This is a genomic window from Streptomyces sp. NPDC048461 (genome assembly GCF_055587105.1).
In genome coordinates, this window is sequence record NZ_JBVJGW010000001.1 from 419,857 (window position 1) to 440,757 (window position 20,901).

21 protein-coding genes and 2 riboswitches are annotated in these 20,901 nt (G+C 71.3%); of the genes, 11 read left to right on the forward strand and 10 right to left on the reverse strand.

Annotation, left to right across the window (positions count from 1 at the left end):
* Window positions 1–24: 24 nt before the first annotated feature.
* Genes ACZ6S8_RS01840 through ACZ6S8_RS01855 form a run of 4 tightly spaced genes read right to left on the reverse strand, consistent with a single transcriptional unit; the run spans window position 25 to window position 2,653 of the window.
* On the reverse strand, window positions 25–861 hold the full coding sequence (locus tag ACZ6S8_RS01840; protein WP_469451501.1) for an ATP-binding cassette domain-containing protein: 837 nt from the start codon (window positions 859–861) through the stop codon (window positions 25–27).
* Window positions 858–1,607, reverse strand: coding sequence for a cobalt ECF transporter T component CbiQ (cbiQ, locus tag ACZ6S8_RS01845; protein ID WP_469451503.1), 750 nt, complete (start codon window positions 1,605–1,607; stop codon window positions 858–860). The genes ACZ6S8_RS01840 and cbiQ overlap by 4 nt, the downstream gene beginning before the upstream one ends.
* 3 nt (window positions 1,608–1,610) lie before the next feature.
* Window positions 1,611–1,958 carry an energy-coupling factor ABC transporter substrate-binding protein gene (locus ACZ6S8_RS01850; RefSeq protein WP_469451505.1) on the reverse strand — a complete coding sequence of 116 codons (348 nt, stop codon included), beginning with the start codon at window positions 1,956–1,958 and terminating at the stop codon, window positions 1,611–1,613.
* Complete coding sequence (locus ACZ6S8_RS01855; protein WP_469451507.1) at window positions 1,958–2,653, reverse strand: energy-coupling factor ABC transporter permease; 696 nt, start codon at window positions 2,651–2,653, stop codon at window positions 1,958–1,960. Before ACZ6S8_RS01855 ends, ACZ6S8_RS01850 begins: the two co-directional genes overlap by 1 nt.
* Window positions 2,654–2,682: 29 nt before the next feature.
* A riboswitch (cobalamin riboswitch) is annotated at window positions 2,683–2,877 on the reverse strand.
* Window positions 2,878–2,960: 83 nt separating this feature from the next.
* Here ACZ6S8_RS01855 and ACZ6S8_RS01860 point away from each other — a divergent pair.
* On the forward strand, window positions 2,961–3,692 hold the full coding sequence (locus ACZ6S8_RS01860; RefSeq protein ID WP_469451508.1) for a flavodoxin family protein: 732 nt from the start codon (window positions 2,961–2,963) through the stop codon (window positions 3,690–3,692).
* A 176-nt stretch (window positions 3,693–3,868) separates the two neighbouring features.
* Here ACZ6S8_RS01860 and ACZ6S8_RS01865 read toward each other — a convergent pair whose 3' ends face one another.
* Both ACZ6S8_RS01865 and ACZ6S8_RS01870 read right to left on the reverse strand, forming a co-directional pair.
* Window positions 3,869–4,429 (reverse strand): AMIN-like domain-containing (lipo)protein, encoded by a 561-nt coding sequence (locus ACZ6S8_RS01865; RefSeq protein ID WP_469451510.1) that lies wholly within the window; start codon window positions 4,427–4,429, stop codon window positions 3,869–3,871.
* Window positions 4,430–4,540: 111 nt separating this feature from the next.
* Window positions 4,541–4,948 (reverse strand): SsgA family sporulation/cell division regulator, encoded by a 408-nt coding sequence (locus ACZ6S8_RS01870; RefSeq protein WP_469451512.1) that lies wholly within the window; start codon window positions 4,946–4,948, stop codon window positions 4,541–4,543.
* A gap of 423 nt (window positions 4,949–5,371) precedes the next feature.
* On the opposite strand from ACZ6S8_RS01870, the gene ACZ6S8_RS01875 reads away from it, so the two are divergent.
* The gene (locus tag ACZ6S8_RS01875) at window positions 5,372–5,761 is read left to right on the forward strand and encodes a hypothetical protein (RefSeq protein WP_469451514.1); all 390 of its coding nucleotides are present in this window, start codon (window positions 5,372–5,374) and stop codon (window positions 5,759–5,761) included.
* A gap of 74 nt (window positions 5,762–5,835) precedes the next feature.
* On the opposite strand, the gene ACZ6S8_RS01880 is transcribed toward ACZ6S8_RS01875, so the two are convergent.
* From ACZ6S8_RS01880 to gcvT, 4 genes are all read right to left on the reverse strand, one after another.
* On the reverse strand, window positions 5,836–7,218 hold the full coding sequence (locus tag ACZ6S8_RS01880) for an L-serine ammonia-lyase (RefSeq protein WP_469451516.1): 1,383 nt from the start codon (window positions 7,216–7,218) through the stop codon (window positions 5,836–5,838).
* Between the two features lie 497 nt (window positions 7,219–7,715).
* The gene (glyA, locus tag ACZ6S8_RS01885) at window positions 7,716–8,972 is read right to left on the reverse strand and encodes a serine hydroxymethyltransferase (RefSeq protein WP_469451518.1); all 1,257 of its coding nucleotides are present in this window, start codon (window positions 8,970–8,972) and stop codon (window positions 7,716–7,718) included.
* 17 nt (window positions 8,973–8,989) lie between these two features.
* Window positions 8,990–9,373 (reverse strand): glycine cleavage system protein GcvH, encoded by a 384-nt coding sequence (gene gcvH / locus ACZ6S8_RS01890; RefSeq protein WP_386527472.1) that lies wholly within the window; start codon window positions 9,371–9,373, stop codon window positions 8,990–8,992.
* 101 nt (window positions 9,374–9,474) lie between these two features.
* Window positions 9,475–10,590: a glycine cleavage system aminomethyltransferase GcvT gene (gcvT, locus tag ACZ6S8_RS01895; RefSeq protein ID WP_469451520.1), complete on the reverse strand. Its 1,116-nt coding sequence runs from the start codon at window positions 10,588–10,590 to the stop codon at window positions 9,475–9,477.
* Between the two features lie 193 nt (window positions 10,591–10,783).
* Window positions 10,784–10,887, reverse strand: a riboswitch (glycine riboswitch).
* A 181-nt stretch (window positions 10,888–11,068) separates the two neighbouring features.
* On the opposite strand from gcvT, the gene ACZ6S8_RS01900 reads away from it, so the two are divergent.
* The 9 genes from ACZ6S8_RS01900 to ACZ6S8_RS01940 all read left to right on the forward strand — a co-directional run bounded on the left by ACZ6S8_RS01900 (window position 11,069) and on the right by ACZ6S8_RS01940 (window position 20,862).
* A complete protein-coding gene (locus tag ACZ6S8_RS01900) occupies window positions 11,069–11,752 on the forward strand; it encodes an AAA family ATPase (protein WP_469451888.1) in 684 nt (227 codons plus the stop codon).
* A 118-nt stretch (window positions 11,753–11,870) separates the two neighbouring features.
* The gene (locus ACZ6S8_RS01905) at window positions 11,871–12,605 is read left to right on the forward strand and encodes an enhanced serine sensitivity protein SseB (RefSeq protein ID WP_469451522.1); all 735 of its coding nucleotides are present in this window, start codon (window positions 11,871–11,873) and stop codon (window positions 12,603–12,605) included.
* Between the two features lie 83 nt (window positions 12,606–12,688).
* Window positions 12,689–13,429 carry an enhanced serine sensitivity protein SseB C-terminal domain-containing protein gene (locus ACZ6S8_RS01910; protein WP_469451524.1) on the forward strand — a complete coding sequence of 247 codons (741 nt, stop codon included), beginning with the start codon at window positions 12,689–12,691 and terminating at the stop codon, window positions 13,427–13,429.
* A 456-nt stretch (window positions 13,430–13,885) separates the two neighbouring features.
* Window positions 13,886–14,881, forward strand: coding sequence for an ABC transporter permease (locus ACZ6S8_RS01915; protein WP_469451525.1), 996 nt, complete (start codon window positions 13,886–13,888; stop codon window positions 14,879–14,881).
* A gap of 74 nt (window positions 14,882–14,955) precedes the next feature.
* Complete coding sequence (locus ACZ6S8_RS01920) at window positions 14,956–16,734, forward strand: ABC transporter substrate-binding protein (RefSeq protein ID WP_469451527.1); 1,779 nt, start codon at window positions 14,956–14,958, stop codon at window positions 16,732–16,734.
* 132 nt (window positions 16,735–16,866) lie between these two features.
* Window positions 16,867–17,865 carry an ABC transporter permease gene (locus ACZ6S8_RS01925; protein ID WP_267717716.1) on the forward strand — a complete coding sequence of 333 codons (999 nt, stop codon included), beginning with the start codon at window positions 16,867–16,869 and terminating at the stop codon, window positions 17,863–17,865.
* A complete protein-coding gene (locus ACZ6S8_RS01930) occupies window positions 17,862–18,956 on the forward strand; it encodes an ABC transporter ATP-binding protein (protein WP_469451528.1) in 1,095 nt (364 codons plus the stop codon). Before ACZ6S8_RS01925 ends, ACZ6S8_RS01930 begins: the two co-directional genes overlap by 4 nt.
* Window positions 18,957–18,970: 14 nt before the next feature.
* The gene (locus ACZ6S8_RS01935) at window positions 18,971–20,065 is read left to right on the forward strand and encodes an ABC transporter ATP-binding protein (protein ID WP_469451890.1); all 1,095 of its coding nucleotides are present in this window, start codon (window positions 18,971–18,973) and stop codon (window positions 20,063–20,065) included.
* 140 nt (window positions 20,066–20,205) lie between these two features.
* Complete coding sequence (locus ACZ6S8_RS01940; RefSeq protein ID WP_469451530.1) at window positions 20,206–20,862, forward strand: trimeric intracellular cation channel family protein; 657 nt, start codon at window positions 20,206–20,208, stop codon at window positions 20,860–20,862.
* The last annotated feature ends 39 nt before the right edge of the window (window positions 20,863–20,901 follow it).

The following is a 20,901-nucleotide window of genomic DNA, read 5'->3' on the forward strand; positions in this document are numbered from 1 at the left end:
CGGGGACCGTCCGCCGACGCCCGGCTACGCCCGGCCCGTCACCGGCCAGCCGGCCAGCGCCTCCGGGACCCGCGGGCCGGGGGAGCGGGCGCCGAGCAGGCCGTGCGCGCGCAGGAACGCCGTCACCGCCGGCGACCAGGCCTGGCGCAGGCCCGCCGACGCCAGCAGCTCCGGATCCGACAGGAGCACCGGGGCCGGGCCCGTGCGGATGCCCGCCGGGGTCAGGACCGCCGCGTCGTCGGCCCACCGGACCGCCAGCTCCACGTCGTGCGTGGCCATCACCACCGTGGTGCCCGCGTCCCGCAGCCCCGCCAGGACGTCCAGCAGCCGCTCCTGCCCGTCCGGGTCCAGCCCGGCCGTCGGCTCGTCCAGGATCAGGACGCGCGGAGCCATCGCCACCGCCCCCGCGATCGCCGCCCGCTTGCGCTGCCCGTACGAGAGCAGGTGCGTCGGACGGTCCCGCAGCGCCGTGATGTCCAGGGCCGCGAGCGCCGCGTCGACCCGGGCGCGGACCTCGGGCTCCGGCAGACCGAGGTTCATCGGACCGAACGACACGTCCTGCTCGACGGAGGCCGCGAACAGCTGGTCGTCCGGATCCTGCACCACCAGCTGGACCGAGGTCCGCAGCCGGGTCAGCCCGGCGCGGCCGTGCGCCACCTCCACCCCGTCCAGCAGCAGCGCGCCCGACGCCGGCCGCAGGCCCCCGCTCAACAGGCGCATCAGCGTGGTCTTGCCGCTGCCGTTGCGGCCCAGCAGCACCAGGGCGCGGCCCTCGGGGATCGCGAAGTCCACGCCGGACAGCACCTCGGGGCCGTCCTCGTACGCGTAGCCCGCGCCGGCCAGTTCCACCAGCGGCTTCACAGGTACAGCTCCTTCAGTACGAGGGTCACGGCGACCAGCGAGGCGAGCAGGGCGGCCGTCCCGGCCAGGAACCGCCGGGACAGCGCCGTCTGAGGCACCAGCACGCGCAGCGCGCCGTCGTAGCCGCGCCCGGCCAGGCCCGACTGGAGCCGGGCCGCGCGGTCGAAGGCCCGGACGAACGAGGTCGCGGCGAGCCCGGCCACCGACCGCCAGGCGGCCGCCCGCCCGGCGGTGCCGAGGCGGGCCGCCTGGGCCTGCCGGACGCGGGCCAGGGAGTCGAGGAGCAGGAAGCCGATCCGGTACATCACCAGCGCCACGTCCACGACCGGGGCCGGCACCCCGGCCCGGACCAGGCGCGGCAGCACGTCCGAGACCGGGGTGGTGAAGGCGAACAGCAGCACCCCGAGGGAGGCCGCCGAGGTCCGCAGCAGCAGTTCGCCCGCGTGCCGGGGGCCGTCGGGAGCCATCGCGACGAAGCCCGCCGGGCCGCCCACGGAGAACAGCAGCGGCAGCGCCCCCGTGAAGCAGAAGCCCAGCGGGATGCGGAACGCCCGCCACAGCTGCCGCCCCGCCACCCCGGCGGGACCCAGCAGCAGGGCGAGGGTCGCCGCGGCCACCAGCGGTCCGCCGGGCCACGGCGGCAGGCACACCGCCGTGACCGTCAGGCCGACTCCCAGTACCGCCTTCTCCAGCGGATGGCGGCGGCGCCAGCGGCTGCTGTGCGCCGCCGCGTCGATCGGCAGCACCGCCTACGACTGCACGGTGGCGTCGGGCGCCGCGGCGCCGGCGGCGCCCGCTGCGGCAGCGCCCTGGCGGCGCCCCTTGCGGACGCCGAAGTAGTACGCGAGCACGCCCGCGCCGAGCGCCGCCTGCAGGGCGAACAGCGCCGACTCGATCTCCCCGGACGGGGGCTCGTACAGGGGCGAGAACCAGGGCTCGTAGTCCGGCTTCAGCTCGGTGATGGCCGTCTCCGCCTGCGCGTCGGCGCCCGCGAACGGCTCCTCCTTGCCCTCGCCCAGCCCCAGCGCCAGCGGGAGCACGGCCAGCGCCGCGACCAGGAGCAGCAGCAGGGTGTTGATCTTCGCGTTCCGGCTCATCAGACCGTCGCCTCCTGCTTGGCCTTGCCGGACGTGAGCTTCGCGACGCCGAGCCGGACCAGGTCCGACTTGCTGGACTGCATCAGCAGCCGGACGACGAGCACGGTCAGCAGGCCCTCGCTCACCGCGAGCGGGATCTGGGTCAGCGCGAAGATCTCACCGAACTTCACGAGCGAGCCGGTGAACCCGGTGGCCTGGTCGGGGAAGGCCAGCGCCAGCTGGACCGAGGTCACGCAGTAGGTGACCAGGTCGGCGAAGAAGGCGCCGAAGAACACGGCCACCATCAGGGGGGCGCCGGTTCCGCGCAGCAGGCGGTAGACGGCGTACCCGGCCCACGGGCCGGCGATGGCCATCGAGAAGACGTTGGCGCCGAGGGTGGTGAGCCCGCCGTGCGCCAGCAGCAGCGCCTGGAACAGCAGGGTGATCGTCCCCAGCACCGCCATGATCGGCGGCCGGAAGAGGATCGCTCCGAGCCCCGTACCGGTGGGGTGGGAGCAGCTGCCCGTCACCGAGGGGATCTTCAGGGCGGACAGGACGAACGTGAACGCTCCGGCCGCACCGAGCAGCAGCGTGCTCTCCGGGTTGGCCTTGACCTCGCGGGTCAGGGCGCGGACACCGTGTACGACAAAGGGAGCGGACGCGGCGCCCCAGGCGACCGCGTGCAAGGGGGGCAGAAACCCCTCGGCTATATGCATGAGTAAGGAGACCTCTCCAGCACCTCGTGGATGGACGACGCGCCTCGGCCGGTCTCCTGGCTCACGGGTACTGATGCCCGGGCTCCGCCTTCCCGGGGCCGAGCGGTCTCCCGCGCGGGCCCAGTGGCTTCCCGCAGGAGTGGAGCCGGACTTCCCGATCACAGTGGCGAGGGCCGCACCGGTTTCGCACCGGTTTCCCGAACACCAAGGCCCGCTGACCCTAGTCGGCCGCGCGGACCGGTCACAACCCGCCCCTCGCGGGTGCGGTGCGGTGGCGCTCCGGACGGTGCCCGGACAAGGTGGGTGCGTGGCTGCCGACGAGGAGAACGCGACCCCGCCCGACTACTCGGGCCTGACCGCCGTCTACGTGAACTGCACGCTCAAACGCTCACCCGAGACCAGCAACACCGACGGCCTGATCGGCAGGAGCCGCGCGGTCATGGAGGCGGCCGGTGCCCGGACCTCGGTCATCCGCGCCGTCGACCACGACATCGCGACCGGCGTCTGGCCGGACATGACCGAACACGGCTGGGAGAGCGACCAGTGGCCGGTCCTCTACAGCCGGATCATGGACGCCGACATCCTCGTGCTGTGCGGGCCGATCTGGCTCGGCGACAACAGCTCCGTGATGAAGCGCGTCATCGAGCGGCTCTACGCCTGCTCGTCCCTGCTGAACGAGCAGGGGCAGTACGCGTACTACGGGCGCGTCGGCGGCGCGCTGATCACCGGCAACGAGGACGGCGTCAAGCACTGCGCCATGAACGTCCTCTACAGCCTCCAGCACCTGGGCTACGCGATCCCGCCGCAGGCCGACGCGGGCTGGATCGGCGAGGCCGGACCCGGCCCCTCCTACCTGGACCCGGGATCCGGCGGCCCCGAGAACGACTTCACCAACCGGAACACCGCCTTCATGTCCTGGAACCTGATGCACCTGGCCGCCCTGCTCAAGCGGGCGGGCGGAATGCCGGCGCACGGGAACCAGCGCTCCCTGTGGGACGCGGGCTGCCGGTTCGACTTCCCCAACCCCGAGCACCGCTGAGGAACGCGGCGGGGGGGGGGGGGGGGGGGGGGGCCCCCCCCCCCCCCCCCCCCCCCCCCCCCCGCCCAGGGGGTGACCCACGCCCCACCCACCCCCCCCCCCCCCCCCGGACCACCCCCCCCCCCCCCCCCCCGCCCGGGCGCCCCCCCCCCCCCCCCCCCCCCCCCCCGCCCCGGTCAGCACACGTTCGGGTGCGCGATGTCCAGGACCAGCCGCTCGGGCGAGTGCAGGACGCTGGTGGAGTAGGCGGGTGCGGTGTCGAAGGCGGCGCCGAAGGTCACGTACCCCTCGTAGTCGCCGGTCAGGGCGATGCCCTTGAGCTTGCTGAGGTAGATCTTCTGCAGGCGCGGACCCTGGTAGACGTTCTGCCCCGCGTCGTCGTGACCGGCGGCGGGGTTCAGGCGGACTTCCAGGAAGTACTTCCCGGCCAGCGGGACGGGCTTGCCCGAGCCGTCGTAGTACAGCTTCGGCACGGGCGTGACGGTGACCCCGGGGACGTACCCCTGGAGGTCGATGACGAGCCGGTCGTACGTGCAGTGACCGCCCCAGCGGGCGTTGACGACGAGTGGGGTCTGGGTGCGGGCGGCGGCCTGGGCGGCCGAGGCCGGTGCGGCGAGGGCTAGGCCGGCGGTGAGCAGCGCGCCGGTGGCCAGGGCCACGAGCTGCCGGCGGCGCCGTCGAAGGGACGGCAGGCGGTGAGACGGACGTGGACGCGGGTGGTTCGAGACGTCGTTCATGACGTCCCCCGATTCTCCGGAGACGGGGCTGTGCTGTCACCGCTAAGGACACCCGCGGGACGGCGACGGTTCCCGGGCCGGGGCCGCGGGCTCCTCCCGGCTCCGGGGCCGTCAGCCGGGCAGCAGCGCGTCGAGCTCCGCGTCGAGGTCGTAGTGCCGGTGCTCCAGGCCGCGCGGGACCAGCTGGGTCAGACGGCGGCACAGCCCGCGCACGTCCTTGGCGCGGGCGGAGAACACGCAGCTCTTCTCGCCGTTGCTGAAGGCCAGGAAGACCCGCGGTTCGGTGCCCTTCCAGCGCGGCCACACCTGTATGTCCCCCTCGCCGGTGGCGCAGGACTCCCCGTCGAGCAGCAGGTCGCGGGCGAACACCCAGCGCGCCAGGTGGGCGCCGCCGCCCTGGAGGTCCACGGCCACCTCGTACGGCCGGTCGGAGCGGTACGTGAAGGCCCCGTGCACCGGGAGGGACACCGGCGAGGCCTCCAGTCGGAGCGGAAGGACGCGCTGTTCGGTGGTGGCCATGGGGCGCCCCTCTCTGTCGGCACGGGGATTTCGCACCCCTTCGCAAACTAGCCCACGGCCCGCGCGCCGCCCCGTGCCGAAGGTCCCGTCCGTCAGGGCCGCTGGACCCGACTTCCCGGCGGGCACCGCCCGGGCCGCCGGAGCCCGCCGTACGGCCGCGCGGGCCCCCGGAGCCCGCCGCACACGAGGAGGCCCCGCCCCCCGGTGTCGGACCGGGGGACGGGGCCTCGTGGACTCGTGTGCTGTGCGCACTGGGGCGGGGTGCTGATCCCGGGATACGGAGGAAACTACTTCGGATGGACGCGGATCACTGTGTCCGGGCGGGGGTGGGTTACGAGCCCTGACGGGGATGAATTCATTCGCATTGCAGAGAATGAGCAGGCTCCGTGTGCGATTGTTCTCCGCCGTGACGGCCGGATCGGGGTGTCCTGGAACGGCGAATACACCGACATGTTTGCCGGGCTTCCCGAATTCCTGTCCTTGCTGGCCGTCTGGTCGGAGGTGAAGGGCTGGGTGGCGGTGCGAGTAGCCGCCCGCCCTGTATCCGAGGTCATCGCTCAGGCCGCCGGGGGCAGGACGGCTGTCGGCACGGGAGGGAGCCTCACGCGGTGGACGTCTTTCGGTGACCTGATCGTGATCGAAGAACCGCTTCTGAGTGGATTTCCCGAGGACGATCCTGTCGTGCACGTCCTGATCGGCGGCCGGGAAACTCCTGCCGCTCCGGGGGCCAGCGAGTACGGTCCGTACGCGCGGGAAATGATCGTGGGTCAAGGATTCCCTGGAATTCCGCCCCGGTGGATCCTGTCCGAGTAGAAGAACGAGAAGCCCCGCTGAGAATTTCAGCGGGGCTTCTTGCTGTTACCTGTGGTGGGCGAAGTGATCGCGGGTCAGCACTCGATGACGTTGACCGCCAGGCCGCCGCGGGCCGTTTCCTTGTACTTGACCTTCATGTCCGCGCCCGTCTCCTTCATGGTCTTGATGACCTTGTCGAGCGAGACCTTGTGCGTGCCGTCGCCGCGCAGCCCCATCCTGGCCGCCGTGACCGCCTTGACCGCCGCCATGCCGTTGCGCTCGATGCACGGGATCTGGACCAGGCCGCCGACCGGGTCGCAGGTCAGGCCCAGGTTGTGCTCCATGCCGATCTCGGCCGCGTTCTCCACCTGCTCCGGGGTGCCGCCCAGGACCTCGGCCAGGGCGCCCGCCGCCATCGAGCAGGCCGAGCCGACCTCGCCCTGGCAGCCGACCTCGGCGCCGGAGATCGAGGCGTTCTCCTTGAACAGCATGCCGATCGCGCCCGCCGCGAGGAGGAAGCGGACCACGCCGTCCTCGTCCGCGCCCGGCACGAAGTTCATGTAGTAGTGCAGGACCGCGGGCAGGACGCCGGCCGCGCCGTTGGTCGGGGCCGTCACGACCCGGCCGCCCGCCGCGTTCTCCTCGTTGACGGCCATCGCGTAGATCGTCGCCCACTCGCTGCGGTGCAGCATCGGGTCGCCCTCGGTGCGCAGCTGGCGCGCGGTGGAGGCGGCGCGGCGCTTGACGCGCAGGCCGCCCGGGAGGATGCCCTCGCGGGACATGCCGCGTGCGACGCAGGACTGCATCACGCGCCAGATCTCCAGGAGGCCCTCGCGGATCTCGTCCTCGGTGCGCCAGGCCTTCTCGTTCTCCAGCATCAGGGACGAGATCGACAGGCCGGTCTCGTTCGCCAGGCGGAGCATCTCGTCGCCCGAGCGGAACGGGTACTTCAGCACCGTGTCGTCGAGCTTGATCCGGTCCTCGCCGACCGCGTCCTCGTCCACGACGAAGCCGCCGCCGACCGAGTAGTACGTCTTCTCCAGCAGCGGGGTGCCGGCGGTGTCGTACGCGAAGAGGGTCATGCCGTTCGCGTGGTACGGCAGCGAGCGCCGGCGGTGCAGGATCAGCTGGTTCGGCTCGTCGAAGGCGATCTCGTGGGCATCGCCTATCTCCGCGCCGAGGAGGCGCAGCCGCCCCGACTGCCGGATCCGCTCGACCTCCGCGTCGGCCGTCTCCACGTTCACGGTGCGGGGGGAGTGCCCCTCCAGGCCCAGGAGCACCGCCTTGGGGGTGCCGTGACCGTGGCCGGTCGCGCCGAGCGAGCCGAACAGTTCGGCGCGCACGGACGCGGTCTGGGCGAGGACGCCGTCCTTCTTGAGCCGGGTCACGAACATGCGGGCCGCCCGCATGGGTCCGACCGTGTGGGAGGAGGACGGGCCGATGCCGATGGAGAAGAGGTCGAATACGGAGATGGCCACTGGCGGACTCCCTTGTCTGCTCGTGGGGTGGGAGGGGGCAGGAGAAGTGCGATTGGGCGGATTTTGTCCGGCAGACGAGCGTAACGCGTGCACATGAACGATTCGTCTGCCGGACCGGCACGAGGTGTGGCCGTCAGGCGCGGGCTTCCGGGCGCGCGGGCCGTCGGGCGGCTGTCGGGCGGCCGTCGGGCGTGGGCCGGCTCACGCCCCCGCCCCGGGCCGGGGCCGGCCCCGGCAGGCCCGCGCGGTGGGCCGCGACGCCCGCCCGCACGGCCCGGGCGCGGTCCCGGGCGGCGGGGGCGGGCGGCGGGGGCGGGGCGCCGAGGAAGAACACGGTTCACCGGGCCGGGGCGAACCGCCGGGCGAGGTTCCGCTCGCCCCGGCGGAAGGCGAAGGCCGGCGGGGCTCCGGTCATGAGAAGGGCCCGGTCCCGTGCGCGGGCCGGCGCAGGCCGGCACGGGCAGGACCGGGCCCTTCCGGATCACTCCCGGGCGCTCCTAGAGCGACGGGTACAGCGGGAACTTCGCGGCGAGCGCGGAGACGCGCGCCTTCAGGTCCTCGCTGTCGTACGCCGGCTTCAGCGCGGACGCGATGATCTCGGCGACCTCGGTGAAGGCCTCGGCGTCGAAGCCGCGCGTGGCCAGGGCCGGGGTGCCGATCCGCAGGCCCGAGGTGACCATGGGCGGCCGCGGGTCGTTCGGGATGGCGTTCCGGTTGACCGTGATGCCGATCTCGTGGAGCCGGTCCTCGGCCTGCTGGCCGTCCAGCTCGGAGTTGCGCAGGTCGACCAGGACCAGGTGGACGTCCGTACCGCCGGAGAGGACGGACACGCCGACCTCGGTGACGTCGGGCTGCACCAGGCGCTCGGCGATGATCTTCGCGCCCTCCAGGGTGCGGACCTGGCGCTCCTTGAAGCCCTCCGAGGCCGCGATCTTGAAGGAGACGGCCTTGGCCGCGATCACGTGCTCCAGCGGGCCGCCCTGCTGGCCCGGGAAGACCGCGGAGTTGATCTTCTTGGCCAGCTCCTGCGTCGACAGGATGACACCGCCGCGCGGACCGCCCAGGGTCTTGTGCGTGGTGGTGGTCACGACGTGGGCGTGCGGCACCGGGTTCGGGTGCAGACCCGCGGCCACCAGGCCCGCGAAGTGCGCCATGTCGACCATCAGGTACGCGCCGACCTCGTCCGCGATGCGGCGGAAGGCGGCGAAGTCCAGCTGGCGCGGGTAGGCGGACCAGCCCGCGACGATCAGCTGCGGCTTGGACTCCTTGGCGAGGCGCTCGACCTCGGCCATGTCGACCTGGCCGGTCTCGTCGACGTGGTACGGAACCACGTTGTAGAGCTTGCCGGAGAAGTTGATCTTCATGCCGTGGGTCAGGTGACCGCCGTGGGCCAGGTTCAGGCCCATGATCGTGTCGCCCGGCTTGATCAGCGCGAACATCGCGGCGGCGTTCGCCTGCGCACCGGAGTGCGGCTGGACGTTCGCGGCCTCGGCGCCGAACAGCGCCTTGATGCGGTCGATCGCGATCTGCTCGATCACGTCGACGTGCTCACAGCCGCCGTAGTAGCGGCGGCCCGGGTAGCCCTCGGCGTACTTGTTGGTCAGGACCGAGCCCTGGGCCTCCATGACGGCGACCGGAGCGAAGTTCTCCGACGCGATCATTTCCAGGGTCGACTGCTGGCGTACGAGCTCGGCGTCGACGGCTGCGGCGACGTCCGGGTCGAGCTCGTGGAGCGGGGTGTTCAGCACAGACATCAAGATCCCCTGGGGTGTCAGTTGTCGGAGTGGGTGAGCGCGGCGTACTCCTCGGCGGAGAGCAGGTCGCCCGGCTCCTCCGCGACGCGCACCTTGAACAGCCAGCCGCCCTCGAACGGGGCCGTGTTCACGAGCGCCGGGTCGTCCACGACGTCCTGGTTGAACTCGACGATCTCGCCGGAGACGGGGGAGTACAGGTCGCTGACCGACTTGGTCGACTCCAGCTCGCCACAGGTCTCGCCCGCGGTCACCGTGTCGCCCACCTCGGGAAGCTGGGCGTAGACGACGTCACCGAGCGCGTTGGCCGCGAACTCCGTGATGCCGACCGTCGAGACGCCGTCCTCGGCGACCGACAGCCACTCGTGCTCCTTGCTGTAACGCAGCTGCTGGGGGTTGCTCATGGCCTGATTCTCCTGGATGCGGGGGAGTGGGAACGAACAGCGGTCTCGGGTACTGAGACAGGACCGTACGGCTGCCCGTACGGCCGAGGTCTGAGGAAGGATTACTTCTGCCGCTTGTAGAACGGCAGGGCCACGACCTCGTACGGCTCATGCGTACCGCGAATGTCGACGCCGACGCCGGAGGTGCCGGGCGCGGCGTGCGCCGCGTCCACGTACGCCATCGCGATCGGCTTGCCCAGCGTCGGGGACGGGGCGCCCGAGGTCACCTCGCCGATGACCTCGCCGCCGGCGACGACCGGGAAACCGGCGCGCGGGACGCGGCGGCCCTCGGCGATCAGGCCGACCAGCTTGCGCGGCGGGTTCGAGGCGGCGCGCTCGGCGGCGGCCTCCAGCGCGGCGCGGCCGACGAAGTCCCCCTCCTTCTCGAACTTCACGACCCGGCCCAGACCCGCGTCGAACGGGGTGAGGGAGGTCGTCAGCTCGTGCCCGTACAGCGGCATGCCCGCCTCCAGGCGCAGCGTGTCGCGGCACGACAGGCCGGCCGGGACCAGGCCGACGCCCTCGCCGGCCTTGGTGAGGGCCTGCCACAGCTCCACGGCGTGCTCGGGGGAGACGAACAGCTCGAAGCCGTCCTCGCCGGTGTAGCCGGTACGGGCGATCAGCGCGGGCACGCCCGCGACGGTGCCCGGCAGGCCGGCGTAGTACTTCAGCCCGTCCAGGTCGGCGTCGGTCAGGGACTTCAGGATGCCGGGGGACTGCGGACCCTGGACGGCGAGCAGCGCGTACGCGTCGCGGTCGTCGCGGACCTCGGCGTCGAAGCCGGCGGCGCGCTCGGTGATCGCGTCCAGGACGACCTGGGCGTTGGAGGCGTTGGCGACGACCATGAACTCGGTCTCGCCGAGCCGATAGACGATCAGGTCGTCGAGGATCCCGCCGTCCGCCCGGCAGATGTGCGTGTAGCGGGCGCGGCCGACGCCGACGGTGGAGATGTTGCCGACCAGCGCGTAGTCGAGGACCTTGACGGCCTCCGGGCCGGTCAGGGTGATCTCGCCCATGTGGGACAGGTCGAAGAGACCGGCCTTCGTGCGTACGGCGTTGTGCTCGTCGCGCTCGCTCGCGTACCGCAGCGGCATGTCCCAGCCCGCGAAATCGGTCATGGTCGCACCGAGGGAACGGTGCAGCGCATCGAGGGCGGTCAGACGGGGGGCAGAGCTCATGGGTGTGACTCCCGGGTCCCAGGGCATCGACATGACATGACGAGGACGTTCCTCCCCATCTGTCATCGGAACCTGAGAGGTTCGCCGAGAGTTCCCCCGATCTTCCGATCCGGCGGGATTCGCGACTTGCACCTTGGGTGGAGCGCGCACCCCGGCCTCACGGGCGGCGGCACGGCTCGCTTTTCAGATCTGCCTCATCCACGCGGTACGGGGCCTGAGAGATTCAAGGGAGGTTCTTGCTCCTTCGGCGCCCGCGCACGGCCTTGCGGCGTGCCGGGACTCTCCCGCGCGGATTCAAGCGGCCGGTATGCAGTTGGTCCAGATGGCGCACATCATTGCACGCCGTGCGCGTGATCGGGCGGGCGGGCCCGAAAGACCGCGGCGTTCGCGGAGGTCCGGACCGGAACCGCCGGTCCCGGATTACCGTCTCTTTACACTCAGTGGGCAAGGGTCCTGGCGACCCGATTCGGGGGAGGCGATCACTGTGCGGAGATTCGGAGTAGTGGCGACGACGACGGGAACCGTGGACGCGGTGCCGGAGCAGCGTGGCCCGCGCGTCCGCCGGGCGGCCGACGCGGCCGGCCCCGGCGCCGTACGGGACCTGCGCGGTCCGGCGGTGCGCGGGCCCCAGCGGCTCGCCTTCGCCGCCGGGGACATCGTCGTCGTGTCCGGACTGCCCGGCGGCGGCAAGAGCACCCTGATCAAGCGGGCGGCCGCCGAGGGCGGGTCCGTCGACTCCCAGGACACCCGCGAGCGCTGGGAGCGCCGGATGCCCGGGTTCCTCCCGTACGGCGCCTACCGGCCGCTGGTCCGCGCCGCCCACTACTGGGGACTGTGGCGCGTCCTGCGCTCCGGCGCCTCGGTGGTCGTCCACGACTGCGGCACCCAGAGCTGGGTGCGCGGCCTGCTCGCGGCGGCCGCCCGCCGCCGGGGCCGCGAGCTGCACCTGCTGTTCCTGGACAGCAGCCCCGAGGAGGCCCTCTCCGGGCAGGCGGCCCGCGGGCGGCGCGTGTCGGCGTACGCCTTCTCCCGGCACCGGGGCGCGGTGGCGCGCCTGCTGCGCGACGCCGAGGCCGGCCGGCCGCCGGCGGGCTGCGCCTCGGCGACGCTGCTGGACCGCCGCTCGGCCGCAGCGGTGACGCGGATCGCGTTCCACGGCTGATCCGGCCGCGGGCGCCCGCCGCCCGGGACCGGGACAGCGGGACCCCGCGCGGCCCGGGCCCCGGCAGCGGATAGCCTTCGGCACCGGACGCGGTGGCACCACACGGAGGCAGGGGAACATGCAGGGCAGCGGCTGGCCGGAGAACGAACTGGAGCAGGTGCTCGGAGCGGCACTGGGGCAGCCCGACGCGGGGGCGCGGATCCTCGAGGTGCTCGGGCGCAGCCGGGTATGGGTGCCGCTGCCCGCCGGCGGGGCCCCCGACGCGGCGAGCCTGTCCCTGCCGACCATGGACATCGCCGGGGCGGCCTACGTCCCCGTCTACAGCTCCGAGGCGCAGTTCCGCTACTGCGCCGGTCCCGCCATGGACTTCGCCGTGGCCCCCGCCGTCGAGTTCGCCCGCGGCCTGCCCCCGCAGCTCGGCATCGCCGTGAACCCCGAGGGCGCCGTCGGCGTCCCCCTTCCCCCGCCCGCCGTCGCGGAACTGTGCCGCATCGGACGCAGCCCCCTCGACGGACCCGCGTCCGGCGGCCGCGTCCGGCTGTACGAGCCCGACTGGCAGGACGACCCGGTGGACTTCCTGGCCGCCGCCACGGAGGAGTTCCGGGCGACCGGGGCGGTCACCGCCGCGTACCGCTGCCTCGCCAGCGTCGAGGGCGGGGAGCCACAGCTGTTCATCGGTGTCCGGCTGGTGGGATGGGACCCCGGGACGCAGAACGCCCCGATGGAGGCCCTCGGCCGGGCCCTGACCCGCGTCCCGCCGCCGTGGCCGGTGCAGTTGATCCTCCTGGACGCCGCCGAGGACCCGGTCACGGACTGGATTCGTGAGCGCGTACGCCCCTTCTACCTTCCGTAGGGCCGCTTAAGGTGGTCACACCTGCGGCCGCACGCGCGGCCCGGGTACGCGTGGACGACGGGCGGACGAAGAAGGGGTACCGGGTGAGTGCGTCAGGCACGGCCGCGGCCGGGCAGGTCGAGCACATGCTGCGCCAGGTGACTCCCGGGCGCTATGAGAGCTACGAGTCACTGCTGCACGCCCTCTCCGAGGGCCGGCTGTGGATGCTGCTGTGGCAGGGGCAGCCGGGATCCCCGGACGCCCAGTACGGCGGCATGGAGGTGGAGGGCCTCGGCTACGCGCCGTGCGTGACCTCCCCGCAGGAGCTGGCCGCCAGCGGCTGGAACCGGGGCTACGAGGTCGTCACGGGCCGGGACATCGCCCGCGCCCTGTACCCGGACCGCTGGGGGCTGTGGCTCAACCCGCACGCCTCGGGCGGCGGGCTCGGCGTGCCCTGGGCGGACCTGCGCCGGATCGCCACGGGCCTGGACCGGATGCCGGCCGGCCCGCTGCGGCTGTCGGAGCCCGCCATCGAGCTCCCGCAGTTCTACGGGCTGCTGACCCGGCACGCCCACCGCACGCCCGCCGTGCGGTCGCTGCGCCGCGCCTGGGTGCAGCCCGCGCTGGGCTCGCCGTACCTCGCGGTCGGGCTCGACCTGTACGACGCCTCCGCGCCCGCGCTGGAATCCGTACGGGAGATGATGCGCCAGTCGGTGGGCGTGGTCCCCGAGGGCGTCCCGGTGTGCACCGTCGCGCTGGCCGACGAGCACGACCCGGTGGCGATGTGGCTGCGGGCGCAGACCCGGCCGTTCTACGACCGCGAGGGCCAGGGTCCGGCGTACTGAAACCGGGTGCGCCGACCGCACCCCGGGCCCGTCCCGAGAGATCCGCATACTGAGACATCCGTCTCGAAGGCCGCACCGGAGTCCGCCGGTGCGGTCTTTCGCATTTCCCGTCGAATCCGCCCAAGAAGGCTGCCCTAAGTGGCAGTTGGCCCGGATGTCCGTTCCGCGCCTAACGGGCGGTCTTTCACCGCTGAACAGCCCGCGCGGTTCGGATAACGGAAGGTGTAGGCGCAGATCACGGTTGCGCATCACATCCCCGGCAGGTCTGGCGGGCGGCTCAGACGCCGTTGAAGACTCCCCCCACCGAAGGCCGGTCAATCCAGCAAGCACCAGCTCTTCACGTGCACTTCAGGCGCATTTCGTGCCGATCGCACCATCAGCGACGCCGATAGAACCAAGCCGCCACAGCGGCGGGCATGGGCCGGCCACCGTCGGCCGAGAGGGGTCCCCACCACGATGACGGCACCACTGCACGACACCAGCGCGGCCGGGCCCGCGGCCGTGGCCGCCCCCGACGTCCCGCAGAAGGCGATCGAGGGGCGCTCTCCGTGGAAGATCGCGTGGATCCGCCTCAAGCGTGACAAGGTCGCCCTGGCCGGCGGTGTCGTCGTGCTCCTGCTGATCCTCGTCGCACTGTTCGCGCCGCTGATCGTCAAGCTCCTCGGGCACCCGCCGGAGGAGCTGCACGAGGACATGCTGGACCCGCTGCTCGGCCTGCCGGCCGGCGACTGGGGCGGCATGAGCGGGGACTTCCTGCTGGGCGTCGAGCCGGTCAACGGCCGCGACGTCTTCAGCCGGATCGTCTACGGCGCGCGGATCTCGCTGCTCGTGGCCTTCCTGTCCGCCTTCGTGGCGGTCGGGCTCGGCACCTTCTTCGGCATCATCGCGGGCTACTTCGGCGGCTGGGTCGACGCGGCCGTCAGCCGCGTCATGGACCTGCTGCTGGCCTTCCCGCAACTGCTGTTCATCATCGCGCTGATCTCCGTCATCCCCAGCAAGCTCTGGGGCTTCGAGGGCTCGGGCCTGCGCATCGCCGTGCTGGTGCTGGTCATCGGCTTCTTCGGCTGGCCGTACATCGGCCGCATCGTCCGCGGGCAGACCCTGTCGCTGCGCGAACGGGAGTACGTCGAAGCCGCGCGCAGCCTCGGCGCGGGCCGCATGTACATCCTCTTCCGCGAACTGCTTCCGAACCTGGTGGCGCCCATCACCGTCTACTCGACGCTGATGATCCCCACCAACGTGCTGACCGAGGCGGCCCTCAGCTTCCTCGGAGTCGGCGTCAAGCCGCCCACGCCGTCCTGGGGAGAGACCCTCTCCACGGCCGTGCGGACCTACGAGGACGATCCGCTCTTCATGATCTTCCCCGGTGTGGCGATCTTCATCACCGTGCTGGCCTTCAACCTCTTCGGCGACGGCGTCCGTGACGCCCTCGACCCGAAGGGCTCCCGCTAGCCACCGCAGGGCAAACCAGGAACCGGCTTCGAGCCGTACGTACACCGGAACTACAACGGAGGGTTGCGAGCATCGTGACTACCCATCGCACGTCGAAGCGCAGGCTTGCCACCGGCACGGCCGTCGTGCTCGCGGTCATGCTGACCGCGACCGCCTGTGGCGGCAACGACAAGACGACGGACGACAAGTCCGCCGGCGGCGCCGGCTTCAACGCGGGCATAGGCAAGATCGCCAACGCGTCGGACAAGAAGGGCGGCGAGCTCAAGTTCGTCGGCACCCAGGAAGCCGACTCGTGGGACCCGCAGCGCGGTTACTACGGCTTCATGTGGGACTTCTCCCGCTACTACGCCCGCCAGCTGGTCAGCTACAAGGCGGCGCCGGGCGAGCAGAGCACCGCGCTGGAGCCCGACCTCGCCACCGCGAAGGCCGAGATCAGCGACGGCGGCAAGACGTACAAGTACACCCTCAAGGACAACGTGACCTGGGAGGACGGCACGCCCGTCACCGCCCAGGACGTGAAGTACGGCATCGAGCGCACCTGGGCCCAGGACGTCATCTCCGGCGGCCCGGTCTACCTGATGCAGGTCCTCGACCCGAAGACCGAGTACCCGGGCCCGTACAAGGACACCGCTCCGGACAAGCTCGGCCTCAAGGCGATCGAGACCCCGGACGCGAAGACCATCATCTTCAAGCTCCCGCAGCCCAACGGCGACTTCGAGCAGATGCTGGCCATGCCGGCGGCGAGCCCGGTCAAGCAGGAGAAGGACACCGCGGCCAAGTACGGCCTGAAGCCCTTCTCGAACGGCCCGTACAAGATCGACTCGTACGAGCCCAACAAGAGCATGAAGCTCTCGCGCAACACGAACTGGAAGCCCGAGTCGGACACCATCCGCAAGGCGCTCCCGGACTCCATCTCGGTCACGTTCATGGCGAACGCGGACGACATGGACAAGCGCCTGATGAACGGCGAGTTCGACCTCGACCTCAACGCGACCGGCATAGGCCAGGCGGCCCGCGCCACCGCGCTGAAGGACCACAAGGGCAACCTGGACAACGGCCAGACCGGCTTCATCCGGTACGCCGTGTTCCCGCAGACCGTCGCCCCGTTCGACAACGTCGAGTGCCGCAAGGCCGTCATCTACGCGGCCGACAAGAAGTCCCTGCAGACCGCCCGCGGCGGCCCGCAGGCCGGTGGCGACATCGCCCCCAACATGCTGCCGCTGGGCGTCAAGGGCTCCGACGCCAAGTACGACCCGTACGAGGTCCTGAAGAACGACGGCAAGCCGAACGTCGAGAAGGCCAAGGCCGCCCTCGCCGCCTGCGGCAAGCCGGAAGGCTTCAAGACCACCATCGCGGTCCGCAACAACAAGCCGGTCGAGGTCGCCACGGCGGTCTCCCTGCAGAACGCCCTGAAGCAGGTCGGCATCGAGGCCGACGTCGACCAGTTCGACGGCGCCCAGACCTCCGGCATCATCGGTTCGCCGAAGGTCGTCAAGGAGAAGGGCTACGGCATCATCATCATGGGCTGGGGCGCCGACTTCCCGACCGGTCAGGGATTCTCCCAGCCGCTGGTCGACGGTCGCTTCATCCTGCAGAGCGGCAACAACAACTTCTCCGAGCTGAACGACCCGGCGGTCAACAAGCTGTTCGACGACGCCATCGCCGAGACCAACCCGGACAAGGCCGGCGACATCTACAAGCAGATGAACCAGAAGGTCTCCGAGGCCGCGGTCTACCTGCCCTTCGTCTACGACAAGACGATCACCTGGCGCAGCACCCGGCTGACGAACGCCTACACCTCCGACGCCTACAACGGCCGCTACGACTACGCGTCGCTCGGCGTCGTGAAGTAACCGTCCGTCAGTCCCGTTCCAGTGTTCCAGTGCCACACCCGCTAGGCACGAAGGGCAGGTGATGGCCGCGGTCGCGGCGCGGGGGCGCTCTCCAGAAGAGGGCGCCCCCGGGCAGCGGCCAGGCCGAGCGCAGTGCTTGCATATCTCATCCGGCGGTTCTTCGCCGTCATCGTCATGCTGTTGGTCATCACGCTGGTGACCTTCGGAATCTTCTTCCTCTTCCCGAAGATGATCGGGACGGATCCGGCGCTGTACTTCGTCGGCAAGCAGTCCGACCCCGCCGCCATCGAGGGCATCCGGCAGAAGATGGGTCTCGACGACCCGATCCTCGTCCAGTTCGGCAAGTTCGTCGTCGGGCTGGTGGCGGGTCGCACGTACGCCAACGGCTCCGACGTCACGCATTGCGCCGCGCCCTGCTTCGGATACTCCTTCAAGACCGAGCAGGAGGTCTGGCCGCTGCTGACCGACTGGCTGCCGGTCACCCTCTCGCTCGCCGCCGGCGCCGTCGTGCTCTGGGTCATCGGCGGTGTCGCCACCGGCGTCATCTCCGCCCTCAAGCGCGGTACGGTCCTGGACCGTTCGGCCATGGGCATCGCGCTGGCCGGCGTCTCCCTCCCCATCTACTTCACGGGCATGCTCGCCATCGCCCTCTTCTCCGACCAGCTCGGCTGGTTCGGGCGGCCCGAGGCCACGTTCGCCGACGATCCGGCCAAGTGGTTCAACGGCATGATCCTCCCGTGGGTCTCGCTCGCCTTCCTGTACGCGGCGATGTACGCCCGGCTCACCCGCGCGACGATGCTGGAGGTCCTCAACGAGGACTACATCCGCACCGCCCGCGCCAAGGGCCTGACGGAACCCGTCGTCATCGGCAAGCACGCGATGCGGTCGACGATGACGCCCATCCTGACCGTTCTCGGCCTGGACCTCGGAGCCCTGATGGGCGGCGCGGTGCTCACCGAGTACACGTTCTCGCTGCACGGCCTCGGCTACAGCGCGGTCCGCGCGATCAGCGAACACGACCTGCCGGTCATCCTGGGCATCACCCTGATCTCCGCCTTCTTCGTCGTCGCGGCGAACCTCATCGTTGACCTCATGTACGCGGTGATCGACCCCCGAGTGAGGCTGTCATGACCGATCTGACCAAGACCGGAGTCCTGAACCAGCCCGTCGGCGGGACGGCGCCCCCCACCGCGTTCCTGGAGGTCCGCGACCTCAAGGTGCACTTCCCGACCGAGGACGGCCTGGTCAAGTCGGTCGACGGGCTCTCCTTCACGCTGGAGAAGGGCAAGACCCTCGGCATCGTGGGCGAGTCCGGCTCCGGCAAGTCCGTCACCTCGCTCGGCATCATGGGCCTGCACCGCGTCGGCCAGTACGGCCGTCAGCGGGCCCGGATCTCCGGCGAGATCTGGCTGAACGGCAAGGAGCTGCTCACCGCCGAGGAGGACGAGGTGCGCAGGCTGCGCGGCCGGGAGATCGCGATGATCTTCCAGGACCCGCTGTCCGCGATGCACCCGTACTTCACCATCGGCAAGCAGATCGCCGAGGCGTACCGCGTCCACAACAAGGTCGACAAGAAGGCCGCCCGCAAGCGCGCCGTCGACCTCCTGGACCGCGTCGGCATCCCCGAGCCGCACAAGCGCGTCGACAGCTACCCGCACGAGTTCTCCGGCGGCATGCGCCAGCGCGCGATGATCGCGATGGCGCTGGTCAACAATCCCGAGCTGCTCATCGCGGACGAGCCGACGACCGCCCTGGACGTCACCGTCCAGGCCCAGATCCTCGACCTGATCCGGGACCTCCAGAAGGAGTTCGGCTCCGCGGTCATCATGATCACGCATGACCTGGGCGTGGTCGCCGAGATGGCCGACGAGCTCCTGGTGATGTACGGCGGCCGCTGCGTCGAACGGGGCACGGCCGAGAAGGTCTTCTACGAGCCCCGCCACCCCTACACCTGGGGCCTGCTGGGCTCGATGCCGCGCATCGACCGCGAGCAGACCGAGCGCCTCATCCCGGTCAAGGGCTCGCCGCCCAGCCTCATCAACATCCCGAGCGGCTGCGCCTTCAACCCGCGCTGCCCGTACGCCGACGTCCCCAAGGACAACGTGACGCGCACGGTCCGGCCCGAGCTCACGGAGGACGGCACCCGCCACTGGTCCGCCTGCCACATGTCGCACGAGCAGCGGACCCGGATCTGGACCGAAGAGATTGCGCCGAAGCTGTGACCGAGACCCCCGACATGAAGAAGACGGACACGGCCGTCATCCCCAAGCAGGCCACCGGTTCCCCCGAGGTGCTGCTCAAGGTCTCCGGCCTGACCAAGCACTTCCCCATCACCAAGGGGCTGCTGCGGCGCCAGGCCGGCGCCGTCAAGGCCGTCGACGGCATCGACTTCGACGTCCGGCGCGGTGAGACCCTCGGCATCGTCGGCGAGTCCGGCTGCGGCAAGTCCACCATGGGCCGGCTGATCACCCGGCTGCTGGAGCCCACGGGCGGCACCGTCGAGTTCGAGGGCAAGGACATCACGCACCTCGGCGTGGCGGGCATGCGGCCGCTGCGCCGCGACATCCAGATGATCTTCCAGGACCCGTACGGCTCGCTGAACCCCCGGCACACGGTGGGCACCATCGTCAGTGCGCCGTTCAAGCTCCAGAACGTCACGCCCGAGGGCGGGATCAAGCCCGAGGTGCAGCGGCTGCTGTCGCTGGTCGGCCTCAACCCCGAGCACTACAACCGCTACCCGCACGAGTTCTCGGGCGGCCAGCGCCAGCGCATCGGCATCGCGCGGGCCCTGGCGCTCAATCCGAAGCTGGTCGTCGCGGACGAGCCGGTCTCGGCGCTGGACGTGTCCATCCAGGCCCAGGTGGTCAACCTGCTGGACGACCTCCAGCAGGAGCTCGGCCTCACCTACGTGATCATCGCCCACGACCTCTCGGTCATCCGGCACGTGTCGGACCGCATCGCGGTGATGTACCTGGGCAAGATCGTCGAGCTGGCCGACAACAAGGCGCTGTACGGGGCCCCGATGCACCCCTACACCACGGCGCTCATGTCGGCGGTGCCCGTGCCGGACCCGCGCCGGCGCGGCGCGGCGAGCGGCCGCATCCTGCTCAAGGGCGACGTGCCCTCGCCGATCTCGCCGCCCAGCGGGTGCCGCTTCCACACGCGGTGCTGGAAGGCGACCCAGGTCTGCACCACGCAGGAGCCGCCGCTGCTGGAGCTCAAGACGGGACACCAGGTGGCCTGCCACCACCCGGAGAACGCCCCCGACCAGGTGCCGGGCGACCAGCCCCTGCCGGGCGCGGCCGACGCGGTGGTCACGGTTTCGGAGTAGCGGCCGAAAACACGCGCGGGGCCGGAGGACCTCCGGCCCCGCGCGCGTGTCCGGGGCCGCCTGCGGGCGCCGGCTCCGGGAGCCCCGGGTCCGCCCGGGCCGGGGCGTGCGGCGAGCCCGCCGCAGGCGACAATGTCCCGGTGCTCCACGATCTCTTCCCGCCCGGCGTCCAGCACGCGCTGGACCTCGCGGGCATCTTCGTCTTCGCCACGGCCGGCGCGCTCCTCGCCGTGCGCAAGAACTTCGACGTCTTCGGCATCGCCGTCCTCGCCCTGGTCACGGCCCTCGGCGGCGGCCTGTTCCGCGACCTCGTCATCGGAGCCGTCCCGCCCGCGGCCTTCGGCGAGCTCAGCTTCTTCGTCACGCCGCTGATCGCCGCCGCGCTCGTCTTCTTCCTGCACCCCGAGGTCCAGCGGATCAACCGGGCGATCAACGTCTTCGACGCCGCCGGCCTCGCGCTGTTCTGCGTGACGGGCACGACCAAGGCGTACGAGTACGGACTGGGCCTCACCGCGTCCGCCGCGCTCGGGCTGGCCACGGCCGTCGGCGGGGGAGTCCTGCGCGACGTGCTCGTCAACGAGGTGCCCTCGCTGCTGCGGGACCGCGAGATGTACGCCGTCCCGGCGATGGTCGGCGCCTCGATGGTCGCCGTCTTCATCGCGCTCGACACCCTGAACGGGCTCACCACGGGCCTGGCGATCGTCACCACCTTCGTGCTGCGGCTGCTCGCCATCCGGTACCACCTGCGGGCGCCGCTGGCGTGGAACCGCCGGTCCTCGGTGGCCGAAGAGCCGTAACAAACATAAGCTACCGCTTAGTAGATCTCCGGTGTACCG